This is a genomic window from Syntrophus sp. (in: bacteria) (assembly GCF_040768185.1).
In the GTDB taxonomy this organism is placed as follows: Bacteria; Desulfobacterota; Syntrophia; order Syntrophales; family Syntrophaceae; genus Syntrophus; species Syntrophus buswellii.
Map to the genome: position 1 here is coordinate 42,925 of NZ_JAXGNC010000013.1, position 17,793 is coordinate 60,717.

Here is a 17,793-nt window from a genome sequence, read left to right on the forward strand (position 1 = left end):
CCGGCTCTCTTTCATTTGCATCCGCGACCATTCTCCGGAAAATTTCCTTCAAAACGTCGTCGTTTTCTTTACGTTCATCTATCCCTTCAATGCGGCGGGAGCCTTCAAGGGGACCTCCACGGCCGAAACGAACTTGCGCACAACCGCTTCGGTGTTGGCCACATTTAATTTCCGGAACAGAAAGGTAAACTGGTTTTCCAGCTCCGTACTGATCTGCTTCAATGTTTCCGGCGGAAGCTGCCAGAGTTCCTGCTTGAAAGGTCCAAACCCCTTTTTGCGGGTTTTATAGATAAATTGCTCCTCCGTATCCTTTTCCTTCTTTTCCCCCGCCATCTCACGCTGCAGGTACTCATAAATCCGGTCCTTCAAGTCTACGGGGAAATGGGCACTGTCGTAAATGATGTTCTGGAAACCGGTTGCCAGATGAATCTCTGCCGTTCCGATTGCCGGGAACCTGTCAAAGGCCTCGTTGGGCAGCGTGGACGCACCATGCTGAACAGCGCCGGAAAGTCCGTAACGGCTCCGGGAGACTTCCGACAGCTTTTCCAGGGTTTCAAAATCCAGCTTCACCTTGGCCACACTTCCATCGGCCAGGGGAACGCCACCGTGGGTGGTCCCCGTCTGAACGCTTATTTTGCTGATTCCCTTCAAGTCAGGCCCGTAGCTCTTCAGGGCCTCGAGATACCCATCCATAAAGGCCTGAAGCTCTTCAACGGTACTGTTTTTGCCGCCCACCTCACCGATTTCACCCCCGACGGATACCGTGATACCCGCCGGCTCCAGATCCCGGATCACGCTTGTCAATTCTGCGGCAAGGTCGAAATTTGTCTTCTGCTGTTCATCAATGGTGGGTTTTGACAGGTCCACGAGGGTGGAAGTGTCGACATCGATGTTGTAGAATCCGGCTTCAAGGGCTTCCCAGATAAGGTCCTTGACGCCCTTGACTTCCTTTTCCCCATCGGCGGCAAATTTCTTGGCATTGACCTGGAAGTGATCTCCCTGAAGAAAGATGGGGCCGTGGAATCCGGTTTTTATGGCTGCTGCTGTCACTGCGCTCGTATATTCAATGGGCCTCTGTTTTGTATAGTCAATTTCCGAACGGGCAATTTCAAAAATGACGGCGCCGACGGAGTCTTTCAACGCCGCACGGAAAATGGCCTGGGCCACCTCATAGGTCAAGGCCCTGATGTTGATGGCCGGAACGGTAAAGCCCGTCACTTCCTTTCTGCCCATGGCCTCATAGAGGGACTGAATGGACGATGACAGGATCCCCAACGCGGCTCCGCTTTGCCGAATGAGCCACGAAGCCGCCTCTTTGACTTCCGGCAGGGCACTGAATACCGCCGTAAAAATGAGAGAATCAATAAGCGAATTTCTCAATATCTCTTCATTCAACACCTTGACCTGATCTCCCTTTACCTCCAGGACACCTTCACAGCCTTTTTTCAATTCATCCACACTGTTGAAAATCATCATCTCCACCTTTCTCTTTTGTCTTGATCTTCCTGTTTCCGTTTACGGTCAAACCTTCAGAACGCCGTTCCGTTCAGGCGCGCCTTTTTTCTCCCTCTACCGCTCAAGCCCCCTGGTCCGCTCTGCCGCGTATCCCGCCCGCAGACGGCATTGCGGATCTCTTCACCTGCTCGCGGATTGTTGCCTGTAGCGACTTTAATGACCAAGAAACCGCCTTCCGACTGCACCGCAACCGAAAAAATATCCGCTGTTTTCAGCGGTTAAGAACGACAGAGAGTTGTTTCTATTTTTGATATCGCCCGGTATGAGCTTGCTTTGCAATTTCGATTGCCTTAAAAAGTCTTGAAATACAATGTTCTTGGTTGATACAGGGAGGGTAACGCGGCCGCAGCGATGGAAGACGCCGCTGATTTTTTATTGCGGTAATATATCTTGAAATGGCCTTGCTTGCAACCAATTTTTATGATTAGAAAGGCGGTCAAATCCTCATGCCTCAACCATCATCGGGATGTCGTAACCTAATCCACCTTGATGAACAACCTCATGATCGCCCCGGGCAATCGAAGAAGCAGTCAGAGGCTCGACATCACCATGCCGGAGAGAACCCCGAAGCCCGTAACGACCATCAGTCCCTGAATGGAGAACGGTCCGGTTACGGCTTTCAGGATATGGAGAAACAGGGGTGGATGCAAAAGAAAAAGGCCGAGGGAAAGGGCAATCAGCGGAAGGATCAGCCACTGTGTCCGCCCGATCCAGATTCTTTCAATAAAAAGCGACGTCAGAATCATGGTCATGACGAAATAAACGAGATTGAAAAGGATTAACAATGCGTCACTGATTCCTGGAGATGATATTGCATTCATTTTGTTTGTCCTCAGGACTAACATAATCATTTATTCTTAGGGGACAAGGCGCACAGGGCAGTTTTTCATGAAGAGCGGATCGAATCTGATCCCGGTACGCACGCTCCTCTCATGGACTTGCAAACTTCCACTCAGAAAGGTATTGCCGAATGAAAGCACATTCAGACCGGAAGCTCGGCGGCAGGGACAACAGGCCCTTGAGGCGTTGCATCGTATTGCTGGCCGCGCTTCTTGTTCTGATCAGCCTGTCTGCCTGCGGCGCTTCGGTCGGGCAGACGCTTATATCTCAGCCTGATGAATTTACTTACACCTACGAAGCGAAAGAAAAATTTGTTCTCAGGGCCATTGAACGAGTCCTCAAGGAAAAAAAAATGGGGACCAACATTCGGATCGATGAAGAAAAGCACCTTGTGGAATCCGATTTTGTCGTTCTGGATGATTGGCGGACCCGAAGTCTCGCCAGGACCCGGACACTCAACTGGAAGGAAACGGAAGTGACTCTTTCCGTGGTTGCGGAAAAGAAAACCCCTTCGGGATGGGAAATGCGCCGCCTGCTGGAAAAAGAGCAGTATACCAAAATTTTTGATACGATCGATCTCAAGATTTACGAAGAGATGTACAGGACGCAATGACAGAGCCGGATTTTCGCCCCCGAAGGAAGGGTGGTAAGCCTGGCTGGACGGACGTTGTCTTGCCCAGGCGGCAAGAAGGTCAAGAGGAAAAACAGATCCATGAACCCTGCCATTTTTCGGGAATACGATCTTCGCGGCGTCGTTGAAAAAGATCTGAATGACGAACGGGTTTATACGCTGGGGCGTGCGATCGGGACGTACGCCGTCCACCACGGCGCGACCCTGCTCACGACCGGGAGGGACTGCCGCCTCAGTTCAGATGGGTATCAGCAGGTTCTCAATGCCGGCCTGCGCAGGGCCGGCATTGACGTCATCGACATCGGCCTTTGCGCAACCCCCATCCTGTACTTTTCCATCCGCCATTGCCAGGCACACGGCGGGATCATGGTTACCGGAAGCCACAACCCACCGGAATTTAATGGTTTTAAGGTATGCATCGGCCAGGATGCACTCCATGGCGAAGAAATCCAAGCCCTGAGAAGGATTGCCGAATCGGGAGATTTTGCCCAAGGCGAAGGTCGTTTACAAATGCGATCCATCGCGAAAGACTATGAAGACTACCTCTGCAGTTCCTTTTCGCTGAAACCGGGCATCCGGGTCGTTCTCGATGGAGGGAACGGCGTTGGGGGATATTTTGCCGCCCCCATCCTGAAGCGGCTGGGCTGCCGGACTCAGGAGCTCTTCTGCGAACCGGACGGGCGATTTCCGAACCATTTCCCGGACCCGACGATCCCGGAAAACCTGTATGAGCTCACACGGCAGGTGACAGCGGAACATGCCGATGTCGGGTTGGCATACGACGGCGATGCGGACCGCCTGGGCGTTGTCTCGAATACCGGCAGAATCCTGTGGGGTGACGAACTGCTGATTCTCTTTTCCCGCGCCGTTCTCGAAAAGCATCCCGGAGCCGCCATCATCGGTGAAGTGAAATGTTCACAGAAGCTTTTTGACGATATTTCCAGCCACGGCGGCAAAGCCATCATGTGGAAGGCCGGCCACTCCCTGATCAAGGCCAAAATGAAGGAAGAGAAGGCGATGCTCGCCGGCGAAATGAGCGGCCACGTGTTTTTTGCAGACCGCTATTTCGGATACGACGATGCCATTTACGCCTCTCTGCGGCTCCTCGAAATGCTTTCCCGGACGGGGAAGTCCGTCAGCGAACTCATGGCGGACATTCCGGAAACCTGCACCACGCCGGAGATCCGAATCGCCTGCCCCGACGATGTGAAGTTCCGCCTCGTGGAGGAGCTCCGGGATCATTTTCGCACCCTCGGCCCCGTCATCGACATCGATGGAGTCCGTATTCCCTTCGCCGACGGATGGGGGCTTGTCCGCTGCTCAAACACGCAGCCGGTATTGGTTCTCCGCTTTGAGGCGGCGACGAAAGATCGCCTGGAGTTCATCCGCTCCACCATTGAAAAGGTCGTCTTCGATAAACTTCCCTCCTGATTTCTTTTCCGGATCATCAACAAATTGTTGCCAATTGACAACTTTCCTGTTATCAGCCTAAGCGAAGTTTCAAACATCAGGCGAATTCCAACCCGGAGACGAAAAAGGGACGGCAGGATGGCTGCGGTACCGCACGTCCCGGAAGAGGCATGCGGCAGAAATCCATGTCGATGAGCCGACAGCGGGGGCGGTCAGGAAAACGCTTCGATACGGAACGCAGTAGAAGTGTCGTGACATGGTCAGAAGAATAGTGCATAAACGGATACATCGATTGAACAACCCAGCTTTGTTTAACGCTTTCCATTTTTATCCAACCGCCTATCCTCTCGAGCACAGCCGGTCAGGTTACTTTATCGCCGGTTGAATCCGGAAATCACCCCTCTCGAAATCGTTTTAAAAAAGGATATAAGGCAGCATGAATATTAGAAATGTAGCAATTATCGCCCATGTCGACCATGGCAAGACCACGCTGGTCGACAAGCTCCTCATCCAGAGCAAAATTTTCCGCGACAACCAGGAGGTGCGGGATTGCTTTCTTGATTCCAATGACCTCGAGCGCGAACGGGGCATCACCATTTTGTCCAAGAACATTTCCATCACCTACGGCGGTCATAAAATCAACATTATCGACACTCCGGGACATTCCGATTTCGGCGGAGAGGTGGAACGGGTTTTGAAGATGGCCGATGGAGCAATTCTTCTCGTGGATTCTTTCGAAGGCGCAATGCCCCAGACGCGCTTTGTTCTGCAGAAAGCCCTCTCCTTCAATCTGACGCCCATCCTGGTCATCAACAAGATGGACAAACCGAACCGGCGGCCCGCAGAGGTTCTGGACGAAGTGTACGATCTCTTCATCGATCTGGGCGCTGACGACGAACAGATGGAATTTCCCGTCCTCTATGCCTCCAGCCGTTTTGGCTGGTCATCTCTTTCCCCCGATGTGCAGGGGACGGATCTGACCCCTCTTCTGGATGCCGTGATCACCTCCATCCCTCCCCCGAAAGAAGCGGAAGGCCCCTTACAGATGCAGGTCACCACGGTTGACTATTCGGACTATGTGGGCAGGATCGCCATCGGACGTATTTTCCGCGGAACAATCCGCTCCGGGATGCCCGTATCCGTCATAAAGCGTGACGGCTTCACTCAGAAATCAGTCGTAAAGGACGTGTTCCTCTTCGAGGGGCTGCAGCGTAATAAAGCCGCTGAAGTCCCCTGCGGAGACATCTGCGCCGTCCTCGGTCCGGAAGACATCGATATCGGGGATACGATCTCGGACGTCGATTATCCGGAGCCTCTGCCCATCATCCCCGTGGATGAACCGACGATGAGCATGACGTTTTCCCACAACGATTCTCCCTTTTTCGGGAAGGAAGGGCGGTATGTCACGAGCCGCCATCTGCGGGACCGGCTGCACAGAGAGATCAAGAGCGACGTTGCCCTGCGTGTGGAGGCTGCCCCGGGAACGGAATCTCTCAAGGTCTATGGACGGGGCATCCTGCACCTTTCCATCCTGATTGAAACAATGCGCCGGGAAGGCTATGAGTTCCAGGTGGGCCAGCCGCACGTCATCTACAAGGAAATCAACAACCGTAAGGCTGAACCCATCGAGCTTCTCATTGTGGACATACCTGCCGATCTCTCCGGCCGTGTCATTGAAGTGGTCGGCAAAAAGCGGGGAGAACTCAAAAAGATCGATTCCATCGGGGGGCGGTCCCGTCTGGAGTTCCATATCCCGGCGCGCGGAATGATCGGATTGCGGAACCGCCTGCTCAACGCCACCGCTGGCGAGGCCGTCATCCATCATCAGTTCTACCAGTATGAGCCTTTCAAGGGCTCCATCCCCCATCGGCAGAACGGCGTACTCATCTCCATGCAGGATGGCCCGGCCACGGCCTACGCCCTCGATGCGCTGCAGGCCAGGGGACGGTTCTTCATCGCTCCCGGGGAGGTAGTCTATGAAGGCCAGATTGTCGGGGAGCACAACAAGGAGGAGGACATGGTCGTCAATGTGCAGAAGGCTAAAAAGCTGACGAACATGCGTGCGTCAGGGAGCGACGAAGCGGTCAAGCTGTCTCCCCCTGTCGTCTTTTCCCTCGAGGAAGCCCTGGAATACATCAATGAAGGGGAACGAGTTGAAATCACGCCTAAATCCATTCGGCTCCGCAAAAAGATCCTCGGAGAGTGGGAGCGGCGAAAGGCGGATCGCCTGGAAAGCAGAGCTTAGTCAGCCCGGCCTTTGGACTTGATAAACCGCCGCAAAGGAATTATAAAGGGCTCCAGTTGCAACACCTGATCCCCGGAGGATGGAAAGCCATGACGTTTGTACAACCCAGCAAGAACCGGAAGCGTTATCTTCTGATCGGATCCGCCGTTATCGCCGTTCTGGCCGTTGCCGCCTGGCTGCTTCTCGGGCAACGCCTTGAATTCGGAAAGCCTTCCTTTACCTCGAAGGGCGAAATTCGAACGATTGGATGGAATACGCCCTTGATTCTGACGTTTTCCGATTCCAAAAGCGGCCTTTCCAGAACAGCGGTAGCCCTTACCCAGGACGGCAAAACATACCCCCTTTCCACTCTCACCTATCCCTCGGGGAAATACAAGTCCCACGAAGTCCGTGTGATCCTTGACCCGGCAAAACACAAGCTTCGCGAAGGCCCGGCCACCCTCCACATCTCCGCGGAGGATGGCGCCCTGTTCGGCAATTCGATGACCGTCGACCGGTCCGTGATGATCGACTTCGGTCCGCCCCAGATCCTTCTTCTGAGCACACAGAACCATCTCAATCCCGGAGGAACCGGCGTGTTGACCTATCGCGTCTCGGAACCCGTTTCCGTCACAGGGGTATATATCGATCAGGCGTTCTTCAGAGCCTATCCGGTTTCCCTGTCCGGACAGCCCGGTTTTATCTGCTATGTGCCCGTGCCGATGGACGCCGGAAGCAAACCGATGCATCTTCGGATAGTAGCCAGGGATCTTGGCGGAAATGAATCCTCGTCGACGGTACCCTATGTTCTTCTGAAAAAAACATTCCGAAGTGACAGGATGATGCTGAGCGATTCCTTTCTCCAGCAGAAAATGCCGGAATTTCAGGCATCCAATCCGCCATTGAGAGGCAAGAACCTCCTTGAAACCTTTATTTACGTCAATTCACAGATCAGGGAAGCGAATTTCAAAACAATCCAGGGGATATGCGAAAAAAGTGAACCCAGGCAGCTCTGGAGCGACACCTTCCTGAGAATGAAAAATGCCTCCCCCATGGCCCTCTTCGGCGATCGGAGGACCTATATCTACGGGGGACAGACCGTTGGTGAAAGTGTTCACGGGGGAGTCGATCTTGCTTCGACCGCACAGGCCCCCATTGAGGCGGCCAACAGCGGCATCGTGGTTTTTGCCGGCCCACTGGGCATTTACGGAAATACCGTCATCATCGACCATGGCTTCGGGCTTTTCACCCTGTATGCCCACCTCTCCTCGATTTCGGTTAAGGGTTCCCAATCCGTCTCGAGGGGGGACGTCCTCGGCGCAAGCGGCCTGACAGGCCTTGCTGGAGGCGATCATCTGCACTTCGGGATCATGGCGGGAGGGCGGTTTGTCAATCCCCAGGAATGGTGGGATCCTCATTGGATCAACGACAATGTCCTGAAGAAACTGCAGATCGGCGCCTAATGAACTCCCACTGCCCTGCCCGGTAAAATCAACGCCGGCAAGTCATGGGATTTTCAACTCTTATCGATATCGCGGTGGTCCACGTTGACGGGATAATCCTGTTTGGAAAAGTAGGACATCAATTCATTCGCCATGACGACGGAGCGATGTTTCCCCCCGGTACAGCCCACGGCGATCGTCAGCCTGGGTTTTCCTTCCTTTTCGTAAAGGGGCATCAGAAATTCCATCATGTCCAGTAACTTCTGGAGAAAAATGACGCTCTCCTCGGCACTCAGGACATAGTCCCGGACCTCTTCATTGTACCCGTTAAAATTTTTCAACTCCGCCACATAATAGGGGTTTGAAAGAAAACGGACATCGATGACCAGGTCGGCATCAACAGGAATTCCATAACGGTAGCCAAAAGAAATGACCAGAATGTAGAGCCGCCTGGCTGTTGACGAGGACAGGAAATGGCGCTGCACGGCATCCTTTAACTGATGAACGTTGCAGGATGATGTATCAATGACCCTGTCCGCCATCTCCTTGAGGTTTCGAAGCAGCATCCGCTCCCGGTGAATCCCCTCCATGACGGAAGCCTGTGACAGGGGATGGACCCGCCTCGTTTCACTGAACCGGTGAAGGAGGGCATCATCTCCGGCGTCCAGAAAGAGGATCTCGATCTTGTACCCCTCCCGTTGAAGCTGCTCGAAGACGCCTTTGTAGGTCTGGATGAAGGTATTTTCCCTCAAATCCATAACCATGGCCACTTGACATATATTTTTCGGTTGAGCGGATTGTATTTCGAGAAATTGCGGAAGCAGGGCAACGGGCAGATTGTCCACGCAATAAAATCCGATATCTTCCAAGGCCCTCAATGCCGTGGTTTTTCCCGAACCGGAAAGACCGGTAATGATCACCACCCGAAGCGATTTCAATGGTTTCTCCCCATGCCCGTCATCGCCCGTATCGATGTATCCACCTTCGATGCCATGCCCACCGCATCTCCCGTTACAGGAAGGGACCTTCCGTAAACGGGAGTTTCCAGAATGTCCAGCGTTCTCAAGGGATGGCCACGCTCAGTTCCCTGGCCCATCCCCTCCTCTTCAACCAGTTCCACAAAGCAATCAATCCTGGATTCGGCCAGAATCGCCGACCTGTCCAGGACTTGCTCGGCTCGGACGATTCCCCTTCCCTTTATTTCCAGGAGTGGGAATTCGGGGTTCCAATTGCTGCCGTAGATGCGGCCCCCGCTTCTTTTCCTTGCGACAACAACGTCATCGGCAATCCAGCGATACCCGCGCTTAACAAGCTCCAGGGCGCAGGTCGTTTTCCCCAGGCCGCTTTCCCCCAGGATCAACATCCCCCTTCCGTCGAAACTGACCAATCCCCCGGAAAGCGACGTCTCTTTGCCGGTGTGCTCCCTGAACAGTCCGGTCAGCCGGCTTTCCAGGAGAAATTCATCGTACGCGGATGCAAAGAGCAGCGTTTCAGACGGTCCGACGGCTTGGATCAGGGATTCCGGAATGCGCCCCGTTCCGGCCAGTGCAATGCAGGCCCATGTTGAAGAGCGACCGCTTGAAAAAGAGCGGGACCATGAAGGCGGGAAGATCGGCACGCCCTTCCCGGAAGGAGAGGCGTGCAATGGAAAAATACCGATCGTTTCCGGAAGGGGAAAACAGGATAAATCAATCCGGTTGTTAAGCCTGGTGATGCGAAGTCTGCTCAAGGGCCTTCCCGGGCCGGCTCCGCCCGAAATTTCCTTTATTCCCAAACGGTCGGAAGCACGGTCCAACATGCCACGCAGGGATGGAGTCTCTTCACGTGTCCTGGAGATCATGAGAAGCAGGCCTCATGTCTGCCCGTCCTTTTCCGTAATAATCCGGTATATTTCATCCCCGGATGGAGCCTCCATGAGGCGTGTTCGAAAATTCTGATCCTTGAGCATTCTGGAAATTCTCGCCAGGACCTTCAGATGCTCCGTGGCGGCATGCTCCGGCGCCAGAAGAAGGAAAAACAGGTACACCGGCCTTCCGTCCAACGCGTCAAAATCAATTCCCCGAAGGCTCCGACCGAATGCGACGATCACCTCTTCAAGTCCATCCAGTCTCCCGTGAGGAATCGCAATGCCCTCTCCGATACCTGTACTTCCGAGCTTCTCGCGATCCATCAGCGTCCGGATCATGGCATCCGGCTCAAATGTCCGGTTATGTTTCAGGATCCGCTGCGATAATTCCTCCAGGACCTCCTGTTTTCCAGACGATACCAGTTCTTCGACAATATAGTCTTTTTTAAGCAGATCAACGATTTTCATTCAGCATTCAATGTATCAGCTGTTCGTTTCAATCAGGAGATAGCCGCCATCGTCACGCCGGTAGATGACATTGACATTTTCTGACGAGGCATTGCGATAGACAACAAATCGATTATTCGTCGAATCCATCTCCAGAACGGCATCATCAAGCGACATGGGTTTCAGAATGATTTTCCTTGTTTCTATAATCTTCGACTCCACAGCATCCTCTGCCTCTACGGGCAGCGCTTCCGGTTCCTCGCCTTCTTCCTTCAGGCCACCGCTTTTGTGAAGCCGGATTTTCTCCTTGTGCTTTTTAAGCTGCCGTTCGATCTTCTCTACGGCATTGTCAATAGCAAGGTGCATATCTTTCGACTCTTCCTTGCCGATGATGTTCAACCCGTTTGTTGTGATGTTGATTTCTGCAACGTTTCTGAATTTTTCAACGGTCAAGACCACATGAACATCAGTAGGTGCATCGATATGCTTGTTCAGTTTCTTCATCCGTTCATCAACATATTCCCTTTGCCAACCTTCATCCTCGGTATTTCTGAAGGTCACGGAAATTTTCATCATTGCTTACTCCTCCTCTTTTCTTTGTCACTGAATCCTGCCATATCTGCTCCCTGCCAACCGGCTTCTTCCGCAGGGGAATCGTTCTTCGTTATGTTCAGGCCTTTATGCCGCCTCCAGGAACGATCGTTCCGTCCGCTTCGATACCCGTGCTAAAAGTATCTCTTCCTCCTCGATGAGGGCAGTATGTTCATCATCTCCCGATACTTGGCAACGGTCCTTCTGGCAATCTTGATCCCTTTGCCCTCCAGGAGACTGACAATTTCATGATCGCTGTATGGATTTTTCGGATTTTCAGAGGCAATCGCCTTGCGAATCTCCTCCTTTACACTCTTGGACGCAATGGCTTCACCGCTTTTCTTCTGGATGCTGCTGCTGAAAAAATATTTCAATTCGAAGATTCCACGGGGTGTGTACATGTATTTGTTCGTGACCACCCGGCTGATGGTGGATTCGTGCATTTCGACGTCGTAGGCGATATCCCGCAACACCAGGGGCTTGAGATGATTGATTCCCCTGTCGAAGAAATCCTTCTGGTACCGGACGATGCTTTCGGCCACCTTGTAAATGGTCCTCTGCCTCTGCTGGATGCTTTTGATCAGCCAGGTGGCTGACTGAACCCGTTCACGGATGTATTTTTTGCCGTTATCGGAGTTGGAGTCATTTTTCACATTTCCCATGATCTCCTTGTAGAAGTTGCTGATCCTCAGCCGCGGCATGCCGTCATCGTTCAACACAATCTTATATTCGTCGCCTGCCTTGAAAACATAGACATCGGGAATGATGGCCTGGATCCTCTCCTCGTTGTAAATGCTTCCCGGCCTCGGATCCATATCGCTGATCATCATGACGGCCTGCAGCACCTCGTCGATGGAAACCCGGTTTTTCTTTGCAATGTGATTATAGTTCTTGATCTCCAGATCCTTCATGTGGTTCTGAATGATCACATCGACGAGGGGATTTTCTATCCCCAGCAGCCTGACCTGGATCAGCAGGCATTCCTGAAGATTCCTGGCCGCAATGCCGGGAGGATCGTATTCCTGAATCTTCGCCAGGACCGCTTCCACTTCCGTTTCCTCAACATCTTCCAGCCGGGCGATTTCTTCCGTTGTGGCCGCCAGATATCCGTTTGTATCGAGATTGCCGACAATCTGCTCCCCGATCCTCATTTCAAGCTCCGACAGACGGGTCAGCTTAAGCTGCCACATGAGATGATCCGTCAGAGTGGCTTTTTTCGTCAGCAGATTATCCCAGGAAGGCGCCTCACCGTCCCTGCGATCGTACGATGCCCCCACCGATCCATAATCTTCGAGGTAACTGCTCCAGTCAAAATCCTCCTTCCCGTCCCCTTCGCCCGTTATCTCTTCCGTTCTTTCTATGCCCTTGAAATCTTCTACTTCAGCAATGGTTCCCTCTTCACTGACCGTACTCAGCTCCGCTTCATCGTAGTCTTCCGGGGGCATGTCCTCAAGGAGCGGATTCTCTTCCATTTCCTGGTTGATGACATCTATCATCTCCATTCTTGAAAGCTGGAGCAGCTTGATGGCCTGCTGCAGCTGCGGGGTCATGATCAGCTGCTGGCTCAATTTCAGATTTTGTTTCAGTTCGAATGCCATGTCCCTTACCGGCTCGCCTTTAATCAAAAATTAAAGTGTGAAGTCTTCCCCAAAGTAGATTTTCCGTGCGATTTCGCTGGATGCAATTTCGGCCGGCTTGCCCTCGACGAGGACTTTGCCGGCATTGACAATATAGGCTCGATCGCAGACTGAAAGCGTTTCCCTGACGTTGTGGTCCGAGATCACCACACCGATCCCCTTCGATTTCAGCTTGGCAATGATTTTCTGAATATCCGCAACGGCCAGGGGATCAATGCCGGCAAAAGGCTCATCGAGAAGGATATATTGCGGAGAGGTCACCAGTGCCCGCGTGATCTCCACACGCCTTCTCTCTCCTCCGGAAAGTGAATACGCCCTGTTTTTGGCCAGATGAGTTAAATCCAGCTCACCCAGCAATTCCTGCAAGCGGTTCTCTTGTTCGTTCTCCTTCAGTTTCAGAGTTTCAAGGATCGCCAGGATATTCTCCTCGACGGTCAGCTTCCGAAAGACGGAAGGCTCCTGAGGCAGGTAATTCAAACCTTTTCTTGCCCGAAGATACATCGGCTCCCCGGTGACATCTTCACCATTGAGGCAGATGGACCCGCCGTCGGGATGGATGAGACCGACAATCATGTAAAAGGTAGTTGTTTTCCCCGCACCGTTGGGCCCCAGCAGCCCGACAACTTCACCGGGTTGAATCCTCAGATCGATTTCGTCGACGACTCTCCGCCCACTGTAAATCTTCACCAAACGGTTTGCTGAAAGTTCATTCATCCCTAGGGCTGCTGCTTGCTCCCCTCATCCTTTTCAGCGGGATAGACGGTCGCCGAAACTCTCTTGCTCGGGAAACTTTCGACCATTCCTCTGTTCTCTTTGAGAAAGACGACAATCCGATCCCCCCGGATCACATTTTTCTTTTCACGCATCACGGGGCTTCCCGTGACGACAATTTTCTGGTCGTCCTGGAAAAAAACGGCGTCTTCACCTGTTACAACCCGGTCTCCCTGAGTTACCACAACGCGCCCCTTGGCCTCAATTCGATCAAGATCGCCCGTTCGGCCGATCTCTCCTGCCGCACCCTTCCTGGCGCCATTCTCCTTTTTCTTGTAGTAAAGCAAAATCTTGTCCGATTTGATCACGTTGTTCCCCTGAACAGCGACCGCATTTCCGGAAAAGACGACCAAACGCTGTTCATTGTAGGCATCCAGACGATCCGACTCAATTCGAATGGGTTCCCTGCTCATTTCCAGCTTTTTCGTGTCGGCCTTTTCTGCGCCCACTGCCGGCATATTTCCGGCGGCAAAGGTCATGAGACAGGCGATCATCAGGATCGGGCGCCATAACCACCGCTTTTTCAAGGTTGCAAACTCCTTCATCTCTGGATACAGGCCTTTACGCCGGACAGAAGAGTCAGGTGCTCGTCCGCAAGCGAAATCGACATCCCTGTCGCATTAATCTGCATCCTGCTGTTTTTCAGGTTGACGGGTGAACCTGTATGGCATCGTTTCTCTTTTCCGGAATATGTGACCTCGTCCGTTTTAAAGGAATCTCCGTTGCTGGATTGGAGATGGACATCGCCTGTCAGTTTCATATCCTTTGAATCCTGCTTCAGGGTCCCTTCCTTCCCGGTAAGGACAAAGTTCCGCCCGTCCGGCATTGTCAACGTGATTTTCGGATTCTTCAGGAGAGCGAGATTGTCCTTTTTCCGATACTGGGCACTCTCGGCGTGGACTTCCCAGATAACACCCTCGTCCGTTGCCTCCGTGTAATGCACATTCATGACCTGCAAATCGACCTGGTCATCCATGAGCTTCTCTGGAGTTTTTCGGGGCTCTTCCTTGTTCAGGGTATATAGGATTCCACCCAGAACAAAAAAAACGGCCAGACAGCCAGCGGACACGATCAGTCTCTTTTTTTTCAGCAATACGGTCAGCGCTTTCAACCTCATCCCGATGATCCTGCTGTCTGTATATCACCCGTTTCAGGACATGTAAAGGTTAAACATGAATCAGGTTCTACCGATAAAATCATACCAGTTCGTACCGACGGACGACCTCTTCCCATTTGCCCTGGACCTTGAGAATCAGTTCGCACACCTCCCGAACGGCCCCCCGCCCCCCGGGCTTATCCGTAATATAGTCTGCCGCTTTTCGTGCTTCCTCCACCGCGTCATGAACAGCCACGGAAAACCCGCTCCTCTTCAGAAGAGGAACATCCACAAAATCATCACCGATGTAGGCAATTTCCTCGGCATTTAAGCCTCTTTCCCGAAGAAGCTGCTGGAAGAATTCCTTCTTGTTCAATACTCCCTGAAACACTTCACGAATTCCAAGGTCCCTGGCACGATGATCCACAACGCAAGAGGAGCGGCCAGTCAAAAGAATGACATCTATCCCGTAACGCATGATCATTTTAAGTCCATGGCCGTCCTTGACATCGAAATGCTTGCTTTCCTGCCCGGCGTCATCGATGATGATCCGGCCGTCGGTTAAAACGCCATCCACGTCCGAGATCAGCATACGGATCTTCCGGATCTTCTTTGTTATTTCTTCATCCATGATCTTACGTTTATCCCCTTTCGATTGTCTTTCGACTCCTCCTCATTTCACGGTCTCTGGGACTTCAGGGCCATGACGCTGCCATCTATGGCCTTCACCGTTCTCAACAGATCCGGAAGAGTATCCAGGTAGAGGGAATTCGGGCCATCGCACAAGGCCTTTGACGGGTCCGGGTGGACTTCCAGAAAAAGTCCGTCAATACCCACGGCTGCAGCGGCACGCGCCAGGTAGGGAACCATCTCCCGTTGTCCTCCTGAAGCGGTTCCCTGCCCCCCGGGAAGCTGCACGCTATGGGTCGCATCAAAGACGACGGGGAAGCCTTCTCTGCGAAGGATGGGCAACGAGCGAAAATCCACGACCAGATTGTTGTATCCGAAACACGTCCCCCGTTCGGTGATGAGAATGTTGTCGTTGCCGCGGGACAACACCTTCTCGAGAATGTTCCGGACATCCCAGGGGGCCAGGAACTGGCCCTTTTTGATGTTCACGACCCGGGCCCGCTCGGCGACTTCCACGATAAGATCCGTCTGGCGGCACAGGAAAGCCGGAATTTGGATCACATCCAATATTTCCGCGGCCTTCTCGATTTCCTCGTGGCGATGGACATCGGAGAGCACGGGGATGTTCAGGTCTTGTTTGATGTTTTTCAGAATTTCGATGCCCTGTTCAAAACCGGGGCCGCGATAGGCCGCTGATGACGTCCGGTTCGCCTTGTCAAAAGACGCCTTGAAAATAAAGGGAATGTCCATCTCACGGGCGAGATTTTTAAGGTAAAGGGCGATGGCCCTCGTCAGTTCCTCATGCTCAATGACACAGGGCCCGGCAATGAGCACCAGCGGCTGCCCATCCCCGACGGCAAGATTCCCGACGGCTACAGTCCTCATCTTCTCTCCCCTTGGATCCACGATAGGGTCGCCTGAAGCAGCTCCATGCCGGCTAACCCCGCGGATGATATTTTTTGTGAATGTCCTTCAAATGCTCCCGCGTGACATGCGTGTAAATCTGCGTTGTCGATATATCCGCATGCCCCAGCATCATTTGAACCGATCGCAGATCCGCGCCCCCCTCAAGGAGATGGGAAGCGAAGGAATGCCGGAAGGTGTGGGGGTGGACTTTTTTCTGAAGCCCGGCCTGAACGGCATACTTTCGGACCAGTTTCCAGAACCCCTGGCGGGTCATCCCCTGCCCGGACTTGTTCAAAAAAAGAATGTTCGTCTGCGTTCCCCGGATATACTTCGGCCTGACATCGTTAAAGTAATTCCTCACCTTTTCATAAGCCGCCCGGCCGATTGGCACGATGCGCTCCTTGCTTCCCTTTCCCTGGACGACGAGATACCCCACCTGCCAATTGATGCTGTTGGTCGTCAATGACAGCAGTTCAGAAACCCGGAGGCCCGTGGCATAGATCAATTCCAGCATGGCGGTGTCCCGAACGGCGCTGTCCGTTCGGACTCCCGGCTGTGACAGCAATTGATCCATTTCCTCGTGACTCAGGGTATCTGGAAGGCGCATCCATACTTTGGCCAGTTCAATCTCCGCGACCGGATTCTGCTCGATTTTCTTCTCTCTCAGCAGAAATTTATAGAAACCCCGCAGCGCCGCGAGGCTTCTGTTCATGGAGTTGGCCGACAGGCCCCTCCGCTTTAATTCAGACAGGTAATAGATGACATCATCTGGACTGATTTCGTGAATTTCCTTGATGCCTCGTTCCTGGATCAGGCCGGTGTAACGGTTCAAGTCCCGGCTGTACGCTTCGAGCGTATTGTGCGAGGCGCCTTTTTCAACGACGAGAAAATTCAGATATTCATCTATAAGCTCAAAGTTCATGCCGGGCATAGAGCATTATCCTAAAATAATTTTTGTAAGTTGAGAGGCTTTATTAAGCTATTCCTGCAAAAAGGTCAATATGATAGTGGTTTTTATCCTCTCCGCCGTCGTCGGATCCATTGGATATTTCACGGGGTTCTTTGAGGCATGCCTGTCCCCGACGACCGAAGTCCGTCTGACCTTCTGCTCCGGGGACGTCCGATCCCGCTGACAGATGTCGCCGTCATTTATGTGGACGGGGCAGCTCATCATCACCTATCCCGCTCATCATAGCCGCATGGCACCGGAATTGCACATTTTAGATGTTCCTTGATCAAGGGAACGATATCCTGCCAGGTTGCTGCCCATGGAAAAGAACAACAATGAATTGAACAAGAGGCAATTCTCGCGTGTTGACGCCTATATTCCCATTGCGTATCGTCTTGTTCCCCTGGAAGAACAGGACTATGTTCAAGCTGAAATTTTTGACCCGATCATCGTAGAAAGCTGCAGTCTGCCGGAAACTGAGGATCAGTCGCTTCAGGCCTGCTTGAACATCCTGAATGCCAAGCTGGATTCGGTCATTCATCTTCTTACCTTGCGCAATGAGGGGTTTTCTTCTCTCCCGTCACGGTTGATCAACATCAGCGGCGCCGGCATCCGCCTTACAACTTCGGAAAGATTCGCTCAAGGGGACATGCTTGAAATAAAGACCTTTCTTTCGCCGCAGAAGCACCGGGCGCTTCGTCTTTACGGCAGAATCATCGCCCTTGATGAGCGGCCTGAGGGATACCAGATGTCCCTTTCATTCGTCAAGATGGACGACATGGTAAGAGATGAAATTGTAAAATTCGTTTTCGAACGGGAAAGGGAAATCCTTCGGGAAAAGCGGGGGAGATGACGTAT

The 17,793-nt window shown here is 52.7% G+C and carries 18 protein-coding genes; 5 read left to right on the forward strand and 13 right to left on the reverse strand.

The window, feature by feature from the left end; all coding sequences use genetic code 11:
* Positions 1-78: 78 nt before the first annotated feature.
* Both AB3175_RS11855 and AB3175_RS11860 read right to left on the reverse strand, forming a co-directional pair.
* On the reverse strand, positions 79-1,476 hold the full coding sequence (locus tag AB3175_RS11855) for a class II fructose-bisphosphate aldolase (protein WP_367361150.1): 1,398 nt from the start codon (positions 1,474-1,476) through the stop codon (positions 79-81).
* Positions 1,477-2,045: 569 nt separating this feature from the next.
* The gene (locus AB3175_RS11860; RefSeq protein WP_367361151.1) at positions 2,046-2,336 is read right to left on the reverse strand and encodes a hypothetical protein; all 291 of its coding nucleotides are present in this window, start codon (positions 2,334-2,336) and stop codon (positions 2,046-2,048) included.
* A 149-nt stretch (positions 2,337-2,485) separates the two neighbouring features.
* Here AB3175_RS11860 and AB3175_RS11865 point away from each other — a divergent pair, with 149 nt between their 5' ends.
* From AB3175_RS11865 to AB3175_RS11880, 4 genes are all read left to right on the forward strand, one after another.
* A complete protein-coding gene (locus tag AB3175_RS11865) occupies positions 2,486-2,968 on the forward strand; it encodes a hypothetical protein (RefSeq protein WP_367361152.1) in 483 nt (160 codons plus the stop codon).
* A gap of 99 nt (positions 2,969-3,067) precedes the next feature.
* The gene (locus AB3175_RS11870; RefSeq protein WP_367361153.1) at positions 3,068-4,417 is read left to right on the forward strand and encodes a phosphomannomutase/phosphoglucomutase; all 1,350 of its coding nucleotides are present in this window, start codon (positions 3,068-3,070) and stop codon (positions 4,415-4,417) included.
* 415 nt (positions 4,418-4,832) lie between these two features.
* On the forward strand, positions 4,833-6,641 hold the full coding sequence (gene typA / locus AB3175_RS11875) for a translational GTPase TypA (RefSeq protein ID WP_367361154.1): 1,809 nt from the start codon (positions 4,833-4,835) through the stop codon (positions 6,639-6,641).
* A gap of 89 nt (positions 6,642-6,730) precedes the next feature.
* Entirely contained in the window at positions 6,731-8,083 is a 1,353-nt protein-coding gene (locus AB3175_RS11880; RefSeq protein ID WP_367361155.1) for a M23 family metallopeptidase, read from the forward strand.
* Between the two features lie 53 nt (positions 8,084-8,136).
* Here AB3175_RS11880 and rapZ read toward each other — a convergent pair whose 3' ends face one another.
* The 11 genes from rapZ to xerD form a co-directional block, all read right to left on the reverse strand.
* Entirely contained in the window at positions 8,137-9,000 is an 864-nt protein-coding gene (gene rapZ / locus AB3175_RS11885) for an RNase adapter RapZ (RefSeq protein ID WP_367361156.1), read from the reverse strand.
* Positions 8,997-9,791 carry an HPr kinase/phosphorylase gene (locus tag AB3175_RS11890; RefSeq protein ID WP_367361157.1) on the reverse strand — a complete coding sequence of 265 codons (795 nt, stop codon included), beginning with the start codon at positions 9,789-9,791 and terminating at the stop codon, positions 8,997-8,999. The genes rapZ and AB3175_RS11890 overlap by 4 nt, the downstream gene beginning before the upstream one ends.
* A 123-nt stretch (positions 9,792-9,914) precedes the next feature.
* Positions 9,915-10,376 carry a PTS sugar transporter subunit IIA gene (locus AB3175_RS11895; RefSeq protein WP_367361158.1) on the reverse strand — a complete coding sequence of 154 codons (462 nt, stop codon included), beginning with the start codon at positions 10,374-10,376 and terminating at the stop codon, positions 9,915-9,917.
* Positions 10,377-10,391: 15 nt separating this feature from the next.
* Positions 10,392-10,931 (reverse strand): ribosome-associated translation inhibitor RaiA, encoded by a 540-nt coding sequence (raiA, locus tag AB3175_RS11900; protein ID WP_367361159.1) that lies wholly within the window; start codon positions 10,929-10,931, stop codon positions 10,392-10,394.
* Between the two features lie 149 nt (positions 10,932-11,080).
* Positions 11,081-12,544 (reverse strand): RNA polymerase factor sigma-54, encoded by a 1,464-nt coding sequence (gene rpoN / locus AB3175_RS11905; protein WP_367361160.1) that lies wholly within the window; start codon positions 12,542-12,544, stop codon positions 11,081-11,083.
* A gap of 30 nt (positions 12,545-12,574) precedes the next feature.
* Positions 12,575-13,297 carry an LPS export ABC transporter ATP-binding protein gene (gene lptB, locus AB3175_RS11910; protein ID WP_367361161.1) on the reverse strand — a complete coding sequence of 241 codons (723 nt, stop codon included), beginning with the start codon at positions 13,295-13,297 and terminating at the stop codon, positions 12,575-12,577.
* Between the two features lie 2 nt (positions 13,298-13,299).
* Positions 13,300-13,881, reverse strand: a complete 582-nt coding sequence (locus AB3175_RS11915; RefSeq protein ID WP_367361162.1) for an LptA/OstA family protein — start codon at positions 13,879-13,881, stop codon at positions 13,300-13,302.
* 14 nt (positions 13,882-13,895) lie between these two features.
* Entirely contained in the window at positions 13,896-14,471 is a 576-nt protein-coding gene (gene lptC, locus AB3175_RS11920; RefSeq protein ID WP_367361163.1) for an LPS export ABC transporter periplasmic protein LptC, read from the reverse strand.
* 79 nt (positions 14,472-14,550) lie between these two features.
* Positions 14,551-15,081, reverse strand: a complete 531-nt coding sequence (locus tag AB3175_RS11925; RefSeq protein ID WP_367361164.1) for a KdsC family phosphatase — start codon at positions 15,079-15,081, stop codon at positions 14,551-14,553.
* 47 nt (positions 15,082-15,128) lie between these two features.
* On the reverse strand, positions 15,129-15,965 hold the full coding sequence (gene kdsA, locus AB3175_RS11930) for a 3-deoxy-8-phosphooctulonate synthase (RefSeq protein WP_367361165.1): 837 nt from the start codon (positions 15,963-15,965) through the stop codon (positions 15,129-15,131).
* A 52-nt stretch (positions 15,966-16,017) separates the two neighbouring features.
* The gene (gene xerD, locus AB3175_RS11935; RefSeq protein WP_367361166.1) at positions 16,018-16,917 is read right to left on the reverse strand and encodes a site-specific tyrosine recombinase XerD; all 900 of its coding nucleotides are present in this window, start codon (positions 16,915-16,917) and stop codon (positions 16,018-16,020) included.
* Between the two features lie 337 nt (positions 16,918-17,254).
* On the opposite strand from xerD, the gene AB3175_RS11940 reads away from it, so the two are divergent.
* On the forward strand, positions 17,255-17,788 hold the full coding sequence (locus AB3175_RS11940) for a PilZ domain-containing protein (RefSeq protein ID WP_367361167.1): 534 nt from the start codon (positions 17,255-17,257) through the stop codon (positions 17,786-17,788).
* Positions 17,789-17,793: the final 5 nt, after the last annotated feature.

Excerpts from the sequence above, each read along its gene's own strand:
- AB3175_RS11860 (WP_367361151.1), bottom strand. The coding sequence starts at position 2,336 with ATGAATGCAATATCATCTCCAGGAATCAGTGACGCATTGTTAATCCTT.
- AB3175_RS11925 (WP_367361164.1), bottom strand. The coding sequence starts at position 15,081 with ATGGATGAAGAAATAACAAAGAAGATCCGGAAGATCCGTATGCTGATC.
- AB3175_RS11855 (WP_367361150.1), bottom strand. The coding sequence starts at position 1,476 with ATGATGATTTTCAACAGTGTGGATGAATTGAAAAAAGGCTGTGAAGGT.
- lptB (WP_367361161.1), bottom strand. The coding sequence starts at position 13,297 with ATGAATGAACTTTCAGCAAACCGTTTGGTGAAGATTTACAGTGGGCGG.
- AB3175_RS11865 (WP_367361152.1), top strand. The coding sequence starts at position 2,486 with ATGAAAGCACATTCAGACCGGAAGCTCGGCGGCAGGGACAACAGGCCC.
- xerD (WP_367361166.1), bottom strand. The coding sequence starts at position 16,917 with ATGCCCGGCATGAACTTTGAGCTTATAGATGAATATCTGAATTTTCTC.
- kdsA (WP_367361165.1), bottom strand. The coding sequence starts at position 15,965 with ATGAGGACTGTAGCCGTCGGGAATCTTGCCGTCGGGGATGGGCAGCCG.
- rpoN (WP_367361160.1), bottom strand. The coding sequence starts at position 12,544 with ATGGCATTCGAACTGAAACAAAATCTGAAATTGAGCCAGCAGCTGATC.
- AB3175_RS11870 (WP_367361153.1), top strand. The coding sequence starts at position 3,068 with ATGAACCCTGCCATTTTTCGGGAATACGATCTTCGCGGCGTCGTTGAA.
- typA (WP_367361154.1), top strand. The coding sequence starts at position 4,833 with ATGAATATTAGAAATGTAGCAATTATCGCCCATGTCGACCATGGCAAG.
- AB3175_RS11895 (WP_367361158.1), bottom strand. The coding sequence starts at position 10,376 with ATGAAAATCGTTGATCTGCTTAAAAAAGACTATATTGTCGAAGAACTG.
- AB3175_RS11880 (WP_367361155.1), top strand. The coding sequence starts at position 6,731 with ATGACGTTTGTACAACCCAGCAAGAACCGGAAGCGTTATCTTCTGATC.
- AB3175_RS11940 (WP_367361167.1), top strand. The coding sequence starts at position 17,255 with ATGGAAAAGAACAACAATGAATTGAACAAGAGGCAATTCTCGCGTGTT.
- lptC (WP_367361163.1), bottom strand. The coding sequence starts at position 14,471 with ATGAGGTTGAAAGCGCTGACCGTATTGCTGAAAAAAAAGAGACTGATC.
- raiA (WP_367361159.1), bottom strand. The coding sequence starts at position 10,931 with ATGATGAAAATTTCCGTGACCTTCAGAAATACCGAGGATGAAGGTTGG.